The 14,622-nt window shown below is 36.5% G+C and carries 15 protein-coding genes and 1 pseudogene; 15 read left to right on the forward strand and 1 reads right to left on the reverse strand.

All coding sequences use genetic code 11. The annotated features are described in order from the left end of the window. Positions 1-117 precede the first annotated feature (117 nt). The 3 genes and pseudogenes from arsB (at position 118) to WG932_RS17325 (ending at position 1,898) form a co-directional block, all read left to right on the forward strand. Positions 118-1,174: pseudogene (gene arsB / locus WG932_RS17315) on the forward strand (ACR3 family arsenite efflux transporter). Beyond that, positions 1,171-1,416 (forward strand): metallophosphoesterase family protein, encoded by a 246-nt coding sequence (locus WG932_RS17320; RefSeq protein ID WP_483084809.1) that lies wholly within the window; start codon positions 1,171-1,173, stop codon positions 1,414-1,416. Before arsB ends, WG932_RS17320 begins: the two are co-directional and overlap by 4 nt. Positions 1,417-1,451: 35 nt before the next feature. Beyond that, positions 1,452-1,898 carry a metallophosphoesterase family protein gene (locus WG932_RS17325; protein WP_483088671.1) on the forward strand — a complete coding sequence of 149 codons (447 nt, stop codon included), beginning with the start codon at positions 1,452-1,454 and terminating at the stop codon, positions 1,896-1,898. Positions 1,899-1,912: 14 nt separating this feature from the next. Here the strand turns inward: WG932_RS17325 and WG932_RS17330 are convergent, their stop codons facing one another. Then, positions 1,913-3,370, reverse strand: coding sequence for a sulfatase family protein (locus WG932_RS17330; RefSeq protein ID WP_149392117.1), 1,458 nt, complete (start codon positions 3,368-3,370; stop codon positions 1,913-1,915). A 272-nt stretch (positions 3,371-3,642) separates the two neighbouring features. Here WG932_RS17330 and WG932_RS17335 point away from each other — a divergent pair, with 272 nt between their 5' ends. The 12 genes from WG932_RS17335 (at position 3,643) to WG932_RS17390 (ending at position 14,312) form a co-directional block, all read left to right on the forward strand. Next, on the forward strand, positions 3,643-5,451 hold the full coding sequence (locus WG932_RS17335; protein ID WP_483084810.1) for a helix-turn-helix domain-containing protein: 1,809 nt from the start codon (positions 3,643-3,645) through the stop codon (positions 5,449-5,451). 128 nt (positions 5,452-5,579) lie between these two features. Then, positions 5,580-6,563 (forward strand): NAD(P)-dependent alcohol dehydrogenase, encoded by a 984-nt coding sequence (locus tag WG932_RS17340; RefSeq protein ID WP_149392119.1) that lies wholly within the window; start codon positions 5,580-5,582, stop codon positions 6,561-6,563. Positions 6,564-6,594: 31 nt separating this feature from the next. Further along, positions 6,595-7,536, forward strand: a complete 942-nt coding sequence (locus WG932_RS17345) for a leucine-rich repeat domain-containing protein (protein WP_149392120.1) — start codon at positions 6,595-6,597, stop codon at positions 7,534-7,536. A 399-nt stretch (positions 7,537-7,935) separates the two neighbouring features. Further along, positions 7,936-8,142: a hypothetical protein gene (locus WG932_RS17350; protein WP_483084811.1), complete on the forward strand. Its 207-nt coding sequence runs from the start codon at positions 7,936-7,938 to the stop codon at positions 8,140-8,142. Between the two features lie 65 nt (positions 8,143-8,207). Continuing rightward, positions 8,208-8,393 (forward strand): hypothetical protein, encoded by a 186-nt coding sequence (locus WG932_RS17355; protein WP_483084812.1) that lies wholly within the window; start codon positions 8,208-8,210, stop codon positions 8,391-8,393. Positions 8,394-9,019: 626 nt separating this feature from the next. Beyond that, positions 9,020-9,844: a DUF1919 domain-containing protein gene (locus WG932_RS17360; protein ID WP_149392122.1), complete on the forward strand. Its 825-nt coding sequence runs from the start codon at positions 9,020-9,022 to the stop codon at positions 9,842-9,844. A gap of 70 nt (positions 9,845-9,914) precedes the next feature. Beyond that, positions 9,915-11,000: an SGNH/GDSL hydrolase family protein gene (locus WG932_RS17365; RefSeq protein ID WP_483084813.1), complete on the forward strand. Its 1,086-nt coding sequence runs from the start codon at positions 9,915-9,917 to the stop codon at positions 10,998-11,000. A gap of 127 nt (positions 11,001-11,127) precedes the next feature. Beyond that, positions 11,128-11,253, forward strand: a complete 126-nt coding sequence (locus tag WG932_RS17370; RefSeq protein WP_483084814.1) for a hypothetical protein — start codon at positions 11,128-11,130, stop codon at positions 11,251-11,253. Positions 11,254-11,272: 19 nt separating this feature from the next. Beyond that, the gene (locus WG932_RS17375) at positions 11,273-11,476 is read left to right on the forward strand and encodes a hypothetical protein (protein WP_483084815.1); all 204 of its coding nucleotides are present in this window, start codon (positions 11,273-11,275) and stop codon (positions 11,474-11,476) included. A gap of 206 nt (positions 11,477-11,682) precedes the next feature. Further along, positions 11,683-12,255, forward strand: a complete 573-nt coding sequence (locus tag WG932_RS17380; RefSeq protein WP_041934579.1) for a TetR/AcrR family transcriptional regulator — start codon at positions 11,683-11,685, stop codon at positions 12,253-12,255. A gap of 5 nt (positions 12,256-12,260) precedes the next feature. Then, positions 12,261-13,262 (forward strand): NADP-dependent oxidoreductase, encoded by a 1,002-nt coding sequence (locus WG932_RS17385; RefSeq protein ID WP_149392124.1) that lies wholly within the window; start codon positions 12,261-12,263, stop codon positions 13,260-13,262. Positions 13,263-13,559: 297 nt separating this feature from the next. Continuing rightward, positions 13,560-14,312 (forward strand): YoaK family protein, encoded by a 753-nt coding sequence (locus tag WG932_RS17390; protein WP_149392125.1) that lies wholly within the window; start codon positions 13,560-13,562, stop codon positions 14,310-14,312. Positions 14,313-14,622 lie beyond the last annotated feature (310 nt).

Raw genomic sequence — 14,622 nt, forward strand, 5'->3', positions numbered from 1 at the left:
ATACTAGCCACCTCACTAAGGGTGAAATAAAATCATCTCAGTTAAGCCTGAAATACCAACAATTTTCAGGCTTAACTGAGACAATTGATAGTGAATCTGTCAAAAATTAATAACAAAATGAGCAATAAAAAACTAAGTTTTCTAGACCAATACCTTACCCTCTGGATTTTTATAGCCATGGGCTTGGGCGTTGGTATTGGTTACCTAATCCCATCTAGTGCTTCCTTTATTGAATCTTTTAGTAAAGGTAGTACCAATATACCCATTGCCATTGGCTTAATTTTAATGATGTACCCTCCCTTAGCCAAGGTTAATTACAGCCTATTACCGAAAGTATTTAAAAATGTAAAAATCCTCTCCGTATCCCTATTACTTAATTGGATCATAGGACCGGTACTGATGTTTGTTTTAGCCTTGGTATTCTTGCAGGATTATCCAGAATACATGGTAGGCTTAATCTTGATTGGTCTGGCCCGGTGCATTGCGATGGTTTTGGTATGGAATGACTTGGCAGAAGGTAGTAGTGAATATGGTGCAGGGCTTGTAGCCCTTAACAGTATTTTTCAAGTTTTCGGTTACAGCTTTTATGCATGGATTTTCATTACAGTTTTACCCCTTACTTTGGTTTTGAAGGTGCCATTGTAGACATTTCCATAGCCACTATAGCAGAAAGTGTGGCAATCTATCTGGGCATTCCTTTCTTGGCAGGCATGTTGAGTAGGTACTTTTTAATAAAGTACAAAGGTGAAAAACTTGGTACACCACCAAATTTATACCAACCATTTCTCCTTTAACTTTGATCGCCCTATTGTTTACCATTGTTGTGATGTTTTCACTTAAAGGGGAGATGATTGTAAAAATCCCAATGGACGTGGTGCGTATCGCTATCCCATTAATGATTTATTTTACCCTAATGTTTTTAATCGGCTTCTTTATTAGCAAAGCGACCGGTGCTGATTACGACAAGAATGCATCAATTGCCTTCACTGCAGCGGGAAATAATTTTGAACTTGCTATTGCAGTTGCCATTGCTGTTTTTGGCCTGAATTCAGGCCAGGCTTTTACCGGAGTGATTGGGCCCTTGGTAGAAGTTCCTGCCTTGATATTATTGGTAAGAATATCCCTTTGGCTAAAAAAGAAATATTATGGCCAATCCATTCCTTCTGACACATGAAAATTGCTATATTCTCCGATATACATGCCAACCTACCTGCGCTTGAAGCCTTTTTCAAGGATATAGACCAAGTTAATCCAGATGCTATTTACTGTCTAGGAGATTTGGTAGGGTATAATGTATGGCCCAACGAAGTGGTTAGAAAGCTCCGAGAAAGGAATATCCCTACAATAATGGGAAATCATGAAGAAGCCTTCCTTACCCCCCTGCAAAAGAAAAACAATTTACTAACAAGGGATTAACAAGGTCATTGCTAACTGAGGAGAATTTGGATTATTTGATTAATTTACCCAGACATTTGTCCCTTAGCTTTCACAATATTTGGGGGGATTGTAATTGGCTAATGGTGCATGGAAGTCCAAGATCCACTACAGATTATATGGTGGAAGACTACCCTGAATCTGAGGTTTTAAAATTGATGGATCAAAACCATGCAGACCTACTGCTATGTGGACATACCCACAAGCCATTCCATAGGATAATAAAATCAGGCGATCGATTTAAGCACATAGTCAATATAGGTTCTGTAGGAAAACCTAAAGATGGAGACACCCGGCTTTGTTATGCGCTTATTGAATTCAATCAATCTTTAAACCTCCGGAAACCGGATTCATTACAAGTCAGTTTTCGCAGACGGGCATATGATATAGATACCTCAGCACGAGCAATAGAAGAAAGTGCCTTTGACAATGCCTATTCTTTAGCCCTTCGGCAAGGTAAATAACATTAAACCTATAACTATTCCTTATTATTTAAAGTTGAAAGTGAATCGGGCTTTAAGATGGGCATCGAGTGGTACCAATTGACTACTTTTCCAGTCATTGATTTTACTCTTTCCGGCTGAAATTCAGCAAGGTTTTTATGTTCACTCTCATCTTCTACAATATTGTACAATTCAGGTCTGCCTCCATTGTAATCACATAAAAGCTTCCATGGTCCTTCTCGCATAGCTAAGTCAGGTAGGTTTTTAAAACCATAGTAATTTTTTCTATCAGGAGGCCGGCTGTAATAAATAGGGGACTGCCTAGATAAATCGGACTTTCCCAGTACGGTTTCTAAAACGTCTTCTCCATCCGAAATTGCTTTATCAGCGGCTTTTGCACCTACAAATGAAAGTAAAGATGGTTTCAAATCCATTGCAGAAAAAACAGATGTATTGTTTCGCTTCCCTTTGACATTCTCATCTATAAAAGCAGGTCCCCAGACAATTAAAGATGACCTTATCCCTCCTTCGTATAAATGTGTTTTATACCCCTTTAGATCTCCGGCAGTTCCTGCTCCAAGTTCAGGCCCATTGTCTGAGCAAAATATTATTAAAGTATTTTCACGCAAGGATTCATTGTTGTTTATAAAGTCGAAAAGCTTACCGAATTGTAAATCCATTTCTTCCAAAACAGCATGATACAAATCCTTTTTGCTTGACTCCTTGGTCAATTCATATTCCTTAAAAGAGGGCCAATACGGGCTGTGAACATCATCCGGCCAGATATTAATATAAAACGGTTTATTTTTATCTTGTGCTTTTCCAATAAAATCTATGGCTGCATTAATAAAGCCGGAGGTAATTTCAGATCGTTGCATCCAAGTAACAGGTCCTCCAAGGATTTCTGCATCTTCCCAGATCCTTCCTACCTTCCCTGTTTCATCCATCGTTAAAGGCAGCAACTTGGCTCCCATACCTTCGAAATTGGTTAAGGATTCGTCAAAGCCATAGTCTGTAATCGCAGGGGCTTCCGCAACATCTCTTTGCCCACCCATGTGCCATTTCCCAAAGTGACCCGTAACATACCCGGCTTTTTTGAGATCTCTTGCAAGCATTGGTGCAGCAGGATCCAGCCAATTTGCAAGGCCTCTTTCAGCATTTACCTTTCTATAGGCCAAATAAGATGTAATGTTCCACCTTTGTGGATAGGTACCGGTGGATATGGCCACCCGAGAGGGGGAACAGATGGGAGAATTTACATAAAACTGATCGAAACGAATACCTTCTGCAGCTAACTTGTCTACATTGGGAGTTTTGGCAGCAAGGTTGCCAAAACTTGACAAATCCCCATAGCCCATATCGTCAATGAAAATCAATATAATATTGGGTTTTATTCTTTTTTCAGTCGCATCACAAGCTACTATAAAAAACAAAATCAATACAATAAATAGCCACGGTGTTTTTTTTATGGGTAGAAAATCAAATTTTGACATAAATTTCATTTTTGTTAAACCATCCTGATAAGTAAAATGCTTCATTCCAATTCTAAGCTATGAATTTACCAGCTTAAAATAAAAATCATAAGGTAGGAAAAATGAGCCAGCTAAAATTATTAAACATTTGACAGCCACCAAAACCTCTTATTTAAATTTAGACCTCTCACCAAATAAAAACATTGTTTTATCCATTAAAAACAATTAATTTCAAACTTAATAACCGTAGAGAGGTGAGTATTCGATAATATTTCTTCAATCATTCTGCCTTCATGCCAACACACAGTAAAGCAAAAGCCCCCCTTCAAAAGTCCATTGCCGTTCTCCCATTTGTTAACATGAGTTCCAATAAGGAGAACGAATATTTTTGTGATGGAATTACGGAAGAGATTATCAATGCTTTGGCCAAAATTGATGGTTTAAGGGTTACCTCAAGGACTTCTTCATTTTATTTCAAAGGAAAAAACATTCCAATTAGAAATATCAGCAAGGAATTAGGCGTAGAAACGCTACTGGAAGGCAGTGTGCGCCTCTCAGGAAATTTCCTTCGAATTACAGCTCAGCTAATTCAAGCGGATGAGGATTTTCACTTCTGGTCAGAAACTTGGGACAGAAAAAGTGACAATATATTTGCGGTGCAAGATGAAGTTAGCCTTTTAATTGCTGAAAAATTACGGGAACATTTCGGACACTTTGAAATACAAGAGCGTTTGGTAAACCAACAAACCGAAAGTTTGGATGCCTATACTCTTTATCTCAAAGGGCGCTATTACCTAAATAAATGGAATCCTGAAGATTGCAAAACCGCCATTGATTGCTTTAATCAAGCCTTAGGCTTAGACCCCAACCATCCCAATTCCTTGACCGGATTGGCAGATAGCTATAGCTTCTTGGCCACAACAGGTTTCATCTCTTTTGAGGAAGGATGGGGAAAATGTGCAGAATTAACTCACAAAGCCCTGGCCATAAACAACCAGTTGCCGGAAGCCTATTATCAGCTGGCCAATCTTTCATTTTTCACGGAAGCCGATTTCAAAAATTCCTTCATTACCATTAAAAAAGGCCTGGAGATCAACCCAAACCATGTTGAATCTCAGCAGTTTTTATCTTTTCTATACTTATTGGCCGGGCAAAAGGAGGATTCAAAAAGACACCTTGACATTGCCTTAAAAATTGACCCTCTATCCCAGGAAACCCAATTTTACAGTGCTTATCTGGATTATATGCTAGAGAGTTTTCAGGATGCCATGTTCAAACTTCATAAATGCTTGGAAGCTAACCCTAGAAATATCCCCGCACATGCTATCATTGTCAATAGCTTGGTAATGCTGGGAGATGCGGATCAAGTTATTGGCTATTTTAACAAGATGCCTTCAGAAATTATAGTCCCCGCAGAGAAAGTTGGTAATCTAGCTCTGGCCTATGTGCTAAAGGGCGATGAAACTCAGGCCAAATCTAGCTTCCAGCTATTGCATGAAATATCAAAACAAGAAGGCGGTTTTGCTGCAGAGGTCTATATCTTACTCTACTATGTATTTACCGGTCGATTTGAACAAGCATTTGATTGGATGTTTAACGCCAAAAAAAATAAATACCCTTTATTAATCCTCCGTTTTGCAGATCCCCTGATGAATGCATTAAAAGAAGACCCGAGGTATCATGAATTAAAACATCAATTATTCCCTCCTACACTCTTTGAAAGAAGTCAGGAGAATCCGAAAAAAGCTTTATTAAATGATGTAACTGTAAAAGCTTTTAAAGAAAAACTAACCTACTTTATTGAAGAAAAAGAATTGTATTTAAACCCGGATTTATCTCTTCGTTCCTTGGCTAAAGAACTGGATATTCACCCCAACCAACTTTCTTGGCTCCTCAACGAAAGCATAGGCAAAAATTTTAATGCCTATATCAATCACTACCGTGTCAAGGAATTCAAGCGTCTGGCCAAAGACCCATCCAAAGCTCATATCACAGTTATTGGCCTTGCTTATGAAAGTGGTTTCAATTCTAAAACCGTTTTTAACACCTATTTTAAGAAAGAAACCGGCCTCACTCCCAAACAGTTTGTTAAAAATCAATAAGTGTATTTCCGTTTCGTTGGCAACTTTGTTCGGATTTGTAAACCCGAACAAGTGAATGGAATCCGGAACTCAAAACTGCTTCATTTGTCAGAAATTTGTTTTGTTAATCAACATAAACAAACAAAAAGATGAAAGCAGTTATCACAACAGGTTATGGATCCCCAGAGGTATTCAAATTAGATCAAGTGGCTAAACCAGACCCAAAAGCAAATGAAGTCCTTGTACGCATTCATGCCTCCTCAGTCACCAAGGCTGATTCCATGATGCGAACTGGAAAACCCTATATCGGGCGCCTCTTTTTAGGTCTCAGCAAACCCAAACATCCCATATGGGGAAGTGGTTTTGCAGGAGTGATTGAAGCTGTTGGATCAGCGGTGAAAAACTTCAAAAAGGGAGACAATGTATTTGGAGAAAACATCAATTCCTTTGGCACTTATGCCCAATTTATAGCCATAGCCGAAGACGGTGTGATCGCCAAATTGCCCAAATCATTAAGCTTTGAAGAAGCTGCAGGAATATGTGATGGTGGCATTACCTCCTTAAATTTTTTGCAGAACATTGGCAATATCCATTCCGGACAAAAAGTGTTAATCAATGGAGGGTCTGGAAGTTTAGGTACAGCGGCCATACAAATTGCAAAATATTACAGGGCACATGTAACTGCCGTTTGCAGTACCGCAAACATGGAATTGGTAAGATCATTGGGGGCGGATGAAGTCATTGACTATACCAAAACTGACTTTACCCACAATAAAAATTATTATGATTTGGTCTATGACACTGTAGGTACAAGGTCTTTTGAAGAGTGTAAACCTTCGCTGAAAGAAAATGGCTGTTATGCCTCTCCAGTTTTGGCAATGCCTTTAATTGGTCAGATGATGGTTACCTCTCTATTTGGTAATAAGAAAGCAAAATTCTCTGCCACCGGTTCATTACCTAAGAAAGAAATCATGCGATTGTTAAACATTTTGATTGACATCATTAAGGCAGGGCATTTTATAGCGCCAGTTGACCGGACCTATAAGTTAGAACAAGTGGTGGAAGCCCATACCTATGTAGATAAAGGCAGAAAAAAAGGAAATGTGGTATTAAAGCCTTTTGCCCTTTCTTAATCTTTCCCTTCATCACAAGAAATGCTTTAGAATGAAAAAGCAAACAATTTCAACCTATTCTCAATTGTTATTCGGGCTCTTTGGCATTATCTCCGCATGTTCAGAGGAGGGGTTAATTTCTCCAATGCCACCAAGCCAAAAGCATATTACTGAAATCCCGGATCAGAATTTTGAAGAAAAATTAATTGAGCTGGGAATCGATAGTGACGGATTAATAAACCAAATGCTAATAACTGAGGATGCCAAAAATGTCAAAACTTTGGTTTTAACTAGTGATCTTGGAACGCCTGAAAAAGAGAAAATAGCGAATCTATCAGGTATTGAAGCTTTTGAAGATCTGGTTTACTTATCTGCTGGCAACAATTTACTGACTGAAATTAATTTAGCTGCAAACCAAAAATTAACTTCATTGCACCTTGAAGCCAATTATCTTCAAACATTGGACATTAGCCAAAACAAGGGATTGGAGGACATTAACCTCATCTTAAATAACCTCACTGAAATTAATGGGTTAAATCATACCAAGCAGTTGAAGACCTTAAACCTCTCATGGAATTTGCTCGAAAGTCTTTCTGTCAATCTTCCGGCTTTAGAAGGCCTGAATGTAGAAAACAATAAATTAAAGTTACTGAATGTGCAGGGGTGTACTTCCTTAGAGACCTTGATAGCCAAATTAAACGAACTAGAAACCATAGATCTCCGCACCAATACAAATTTGAAATATGTGACCTTATCGGCCAATCAATTAAAAGAGATCGATCTTACAAGCAATAATACCTTAGAAAAACTATGGATTTCAAGCAATTCTCTTAACCGATTGGATGTCAGTAATCTCATCGGGTTAAACCTACTTGATATCAGCAAAAACCAAAATTTAAGCTGTGTAAAAGTTGGCCAAAACCAAAATATATTGACAATTAACAGTCAAGCTCACCAAGAACTTAGGACTAGCCCTTGTGATGGAGACCAATGAACAGGTAATGCTGATAGTTTAAAATACCCTTGCTAACTGGAATATAAATCCTAATGAGCATCTATAAATAACAGGTGGATAACCTACCCTTAACTTAAGTAGAAATACGATCCAAAAAGCTTAAAATAATAAATGCAAGCAACTTGAGAAAACCGGAACCACATGAAGCGTTTTTGCCTATTTCCGAGTTTAAATTTTAAATGGAAAAATAAAATAATTGTTCGACCCTCAGGGAGAAAATAAAACCAAACTGGAAAATCGATTGATAGGAAAGCTTCTATTCATGGAAACTTAATTGTTTTACTATATATTTATTACAAAATGAAGGAAACTAGAACTAATTTCGGTCTAAATAATGCGTTGCTTTTCTTCCCTTTTTAACAAAATATATAAAAGCTAATGAAAATTATTCAACCAAAATCAAGACCTGAAATCAGTGAAAATGCTAAACTTTCAAAGATTTACTCCCAATTTGAAAACCTTATCACCGTATTGAATGGCATTGGCTTGCCTGATAATATTAAAGAGACCATCAATGCATCCATTGAACAGCTGAATTCGGCTTCCAAGGATAATTTATTGAAAAAACCAAAAAGGAACAGGTAAAAATTGTCAAGCTTATTGAAAAGCAACTAAAAATAGTACCCATTAACCATTATCGCAATACATGGATGGCTTTGGGGATGGTAGTATTTGGTCTACCACTTGGAATAGCTTTTGGCACAATACTAGACAATATCGGATTATTGGGAATTGGCTTACCAATAGGTATGGTCATTGGACTTGCAGTAGGTACGGGTATGGATAAGAAAGCTAAGGAAGAGGGCAGACAACTCAATATTGAAGTTAGCAATTAGCTAATTGCCATAAATCTTATTCACATCTCTTCCAAAGAAGCACCATTAATAATTTATAAAAGAAAATTATCAAAATGGAATATTTGAGAAGGCAAGGGCAAGACAATATGTTCAGATAGCTCCATTCCTTTAGAGAATTTTATTGAGGAAGGCATAATAAAATCATCAATGTTTTAAGTAACAATTCGAAAGTTAAACACTTGACTACCAACATATAAAACTGAAACAACAACCCAAGCTAAAGGATCTATAGCATCCAAATTAACTAGGAGGTTAATATTTATGTTTCATATCATTACCCTATTGAAATTCTTCATAACATTTCGATTTTTTTACAAACCATTGAGGATTCACAAGAGTTTCAACGGGAGTATAAATAATCTCTTTTGGCATGGTACAAGGGGAGATGAACATATTGAAGATACATATTAAACACAATAATAAATATTGTTTAAACTATGAAACCTCGAAGCATAAATACTTGGTCTTGAATGTTTCCTTTTTTTATTAAAATTTACCATTATGTTTTTGTAATACTTATACAAAACATTAACTTAAGGTGCGGATTTACATTATAGTTTAAATAAAATTTCACTGTAATTGGTAAATCTTATTGATCTTATGGCATGATTACAAAGAGGCTTGTAATCTATCACTTTTCTATTGGTTATTGGATGTCAATGTACTCTAAAAAATTTCGTGAAATATTAAAACATATTTTTTACAGCCGTAGAACATTGGGTCGGTATTATTCTTTAAAACGAATAAAGAATCATGATTTTACCATAATCTCAGACAATTGCTGGGGCCGGGGAGTATATAAATTCTTAGGCTTACCTTGCAATACTCCAACTGCAGGCATGGGTATTGAAAGAGATTATTTAGATTTTATAGAAAATTTAAATAGCGAATCTGCAGATGAAGTCACCGAATTGGATGAAAGTCATTGCGAAGCCATTGCCGGAAGAACTTATCCAATTGGAAGGACCCCATACGCAAAACTTCATTTTTTTCGTTACAATAATTTCACGGTCGCTCAAAGATTATTTCGAATGAGGTTTAAAAATATTAATAAGGAAAACCTTTATTACAAGATCGATTTTGATTACTACAATTGTCGAAATAAAGAAGATATAGAACGTTGGAATAAAATGCAGCTCCCCAATAGTGTTGCCTTTTATTCAGACGAAACCTTAAAATTTTATTCAGGAAAAATTCACAATGGTGTTTACATAAAAAAGAAAATGCACCCCCTAAATAATTTCCATTTCGGTTTTAATCAAAAATATTTCGATTTTATAACCTGGCTAAACACCGGAATACCCAATCAAACTCTCATGTATAAAGTGCTAAATTTCATTTTATTAGACGATGGTATAAACATTTTTATTGCTAAGTCTCTTAGATCAACTTTCAAGAAAATATCACCCAAAATTCTCAAAAGAGCTTGACTTTAAACAACTTACGAATTATTATATTAACTTATCTTGAGTTTGTATAGAATAACCAACAAATCCTAAAATGAAACTTGAATTCAAAAATAAACCAATCCGATTTTTAACCATACTAATATTAGCCATTAGCACTTCTGGTTTCATTATCAATGAAACCAGGCAACATCATCTGAACATCTCTCCTCCTACAGAAGTTGAGATACACCCTCAAAAACTAAGCAATTTCACTTTAAAAGAAGGTGAAACTTACCAATTGGTAAATTCATCCATTAAACAATTTTACACCATCAGCTTTAAAGGAACAATTGAGAAGTTTGACACCCTTAGCATTGGAAAAGGTAGTGGAAGGTACCTTACAAGTAATTTGACCATCACACCAGACAGCATCATTTCCACTAGAGTTACCAATGTAACAAGCAGAAAAGCATTTAAACATGAACTACAATTAAAAAACGACCTGAGTATAAAAATTGATAGGGGTTTAAGTTCTAGTACAGTCACCATCATAAACGAAAGCGATACTTTATCCTTTTCCTCGGATTTTATTGGGATGAATCAACCATTTATCCATTCTTCAGGCACACAGATAGCAGTTGACACATTTGAATTCATATGTGAAGATTACTATTCGGATGTATTTGTTTTTGGAGACAGCTATGTAAATAGTTCCAGTCCTGCTAGGTGGCCTTATTATACCCATGCTGCAGGCAATCAATTTTTGTGTGATGGATTGCCGGGAGGTGGATCTAAAGACGGCTTTGATTTTATAAATGCTGCCTTTTCAATTCAACAACCCAAATACGCCATTTGGTGTTTGGGCATGAACGACAAAAGTGATGAGGACAGTATCGCCAATGAAAATTGGAAAAACTATGTGGAAAAGGTTAAGGACCTCTGTGCTAAAAACAATGTAACATTAATTTTTTCTACGGTCCCTTCTGTTGAGAAAAGAAATAATAGAGGCAAAAATGATTATATCAGGGCTTCCGGATATAGGTACATTGATTTTGATAAAGCTGTTTCTGATGGAGCGGGCAATTGGAAAGAAGGAATGTTAGCCAAGGATGGAGTACATCCTACCGAAAAAGGTGCAGAAGCAATGGCTGATAGATTTCTAGTAGATTTTCCGGAAATAAAAAATTACAAAAGGTGAATGGAAGACTAATATCTTCAAATTCCACTTACTTTAAGCAATAGAGAGCAATGGATAAATATTTAGATGCTGCACCGGAAGCAGGTATTCGTTTTTTAAAAACTATAATGGAAAAGGTAAGGTCGTAATGATGAACCTTTTAAAGTTTAAAGAATGGGCCGATTACAACAATCTGGAATTTATAAGCCCTTCTAAGCCGATAACCGGAGAGGAAGCTTATCAACTATATATGGACAATACCCTCCCCTTTTAAAAAAGCAGGAAGTCGCATAGTGTTTTACGGAAAATGTAAGGAGTTTCTTATTGGTCCTAGTTCAGAAAAATGGGATGCTATGTTATTGGTCGAACACCAATCAACTTCTGAATTTATTTCATTTTCTCAAAACAAAGAATTTTTAGCACATGCGGGCCATAGAACTGCCGCCTTGGAGGATTCACGATTATTACCCATTTTAGAAAGCAGTCAATACACTTAATTGGGTATATCTTTTGATGCTTTCATCTATAACCTCTCCAATATAGGTCAATAAATCTCCATGGGAATAATTAGCATTGAATATGAGGCTTTCAACATCTAATTAGTTAGTAAAAGGAACAATGAAATAATTGGTTCAAACAAATTCAATAAAAAATGAACGTTCATTCATTTTTTATCGTTGCGTTACTATACAATTCGGCAAAAATGAAGAGCAATCTTAAATCCAATAGTAAAAGAGAGTCTTTGGTTAAGGCTACAATTCAGCTTGTCAACAACAATGGATTTCACGCAACGCCTATGTCAAAGATTGCGAAAATGGCAGGAGTATCTCCTGGCACCATCTATTTGTATTTTGAGAACAAACAGGACCTGGTCAATCAAGTTTACATTGAGGTAAAGCGTTCATTTACCCGATTTGCTTTCAAGGACTATAAGGAAAGCACATCTGTCGAAGGAGACTTTGAGAAAATATGGAAGAACATAGCCGAATTTAAACTTAAAGAAGTCGAGGAAGCTTTGTTTTTATCTCAATGCGACAATACACCCATGATTGATGAACCAAGTAGAAAAGAAGGCTTGAAGCACTTAAGCCCTCTCTTGGAGCTTTGGAAACGTGGGCAGAAAGAAGGTCTTATCAAACAGGTATCTCCTTATTTGCTTTATGCATTCAGTATTTATCCCATTTCTTTTTTACTACAGCAACACGAACGGTTTGATATTAAACCGGAAAACATTAATGAAGCCTACGAAATGGCTTGGAACAGTATTAAAATCTAATTAACATGACTACTACAAAAACGATTAATTTAAAAAATAGGCCTAAAGGCAGTCCTACAATTACAGATTTTGACTTCACAACAGTTGAAATCTCGGAATTGAAAGAAGGAGAGGTATTGTTAAGTACCTTATATGTTTCTGTGGACCCATATTTAAGAGGTAGGATGAGTGATGCTCCTTCCTATGTCCCACCCTTTAAGCTAAATGAGCCAATTTCTTCGGGAATTATTGCTGAAGTCTTGGAATCAAAAAGCGAGAATTTAACCATAGGGGATAAGGTAATTGGCGCCTTACAGTGGAAAGAAACACAGGTAGCCAAAGCAGAAAATCTGAGAAAAGTAGATCCTGATAAAGCTCCCCTTTCAACCTATTTAGGAATAATTGGTATGACCGGACTTACTGCTTTACTTGGATTAAAGGAAATAGGAAAACCTAAAAATGGGGAAACCCTTCTTGTATCCGGAGCTGCAGGTGCGGTGGGTTCCGTAGTTGGCCAAATTGGAAAAATCCTCGGCCTTCGAGTGGTTGGTATAGCAGGTACAGATGAGAAAGTTGACATGCTCAAATCTGAATTCGGATTTGATGAAGGGATCAACTACAATACCACTGAAAATATGATCCAGGCCATACAGAACACTTGCCCCGATGGTGTTGACATTTATTTTGACAATGTCGGAGGGGAAATTTCAGATGCGGTACTCTTCAACATCAACAAATTTGCTAGGATCATAATTTGTGGAGCTATTTCTGTTTACAATAATACAGAAACCCCAAAAAGTCTTAGTGTACAGCCTTTCCTTGTTAAAAAGAGTGCGCTCATGCAAGGATTTATCGTGGCTGACTTTGCAGACAAACATCCTGAAGGTGTTCAGCAACTGGCCACATGGCTTCAAGAGGGAAAGCTGAAATATAAAGAAACCATCGTAGAGGGATTTGACAATATTCCGCAAGCCTTTCTAGATTTATTTGAAGGGAAGAACAAAGGGAAAATGGTGGTGAAAATTTAAAATTGAACGTAGCTCCCACCAATAAATTCTAGGTTACTATGAAAAATTCAACTACAAAAGAATCTCAATGTCACCTAGACTAGCGGCTATTGTTTTATGTGTTTTTCAATTAAACAGGACACAATCTTTTAAATATAAATCGCTACTGAACTTTTATTGAAAAGGCTAAGTTAATATTTCTTAGGTATCAGAAGAATGCCCTGAATCAAACTTCGGGATTTTCTTCTGATTATCTCTTAATTGTTTCGCTAGAGGTAATATTAAAATTGCCTTTATCGATATCTAAATGTCTTTTCAATGTTTAGGCACCAAGGCAAGAGCAGAACCTTCAAACACAATTTACAAATTGCTACTTTTTTATCATTTGTAGCCGGCATTGTCAATGTAACCGGTTTTTTATCAATTAAGCAATTGACTACCAATGTCACGGGGCATTTTGCATTATTCATTAATGACCTTTCAAATTTTGAATTTTGGAAGGGGACGGTCTATTTCCTTTACATTTTCGCTTTTCTATTGGGCTCTTTTACCTCAAGTTTTTTAATTGAGAACTTTCGAGAAAACAAAAAATTGAATGTCTTTGTTTTGCCGACAATAATTGAGTGCATTATCCTATTATCCATTGCCTTAATAAGTAACTTTATAGAAATAAGCCAACCGGATATAATTGCATGTTTGTTACTTTTTGCAATGGGGTTACAGAATTCTTTTGTCACCAAAATTTCTAATACTGTAGTTAGAACTACACATCTCACAGGTTTATTCACAGATCTGGGCATAGAGTTGTCTCAACTTTTTTTCCAAAAATCATACCCCAATAGAAAAAAAATAAAGAGGACAATCCTCCTAAGGGTGGCCATTATCTTGTTCTTTTTCGCAGGGGGGCTACTAGGAGGTTTTCTGTATTCCAAAATTGATCTTAAATTAAATACCTTAATAATTGGAGCTTTAATTTTATTAGTCGGCCTCTTTTATGATGATTTTAAGTATAGACTGATTATGACTAAAAGAAAATACCAGCAAAGAAAAATTAAGCGCCTGGCTGCTTAATTTTGACTCAACAAACACTGGCAGATCCTGAACTACCTAGTGGCTAATAACTTTTACTGACTGAAAAACCTTGCCAAAGAGGGTTTATATTCCATAGGTATTTCAAAGGTAGAAACCATTTAATCCGGAATATGTATTGGTATTTCCAATACCTACGAGAAGTGTTGCACGCGCAAGAAATTCAGGTTGTTTGGAGATTTTAGCATTCCATGGCAAAGGTGAAATTGAAAGTGGCAGAAGTAGCTGATTTTGAAGCGATTTTAACACGTAATTGATTGTCTATTGCATATTTCGGGGTTAATAAAAAAAG

It is taken from the genome of Cyclobacterium sp. SOCE241, assembly GCF_056867545.1.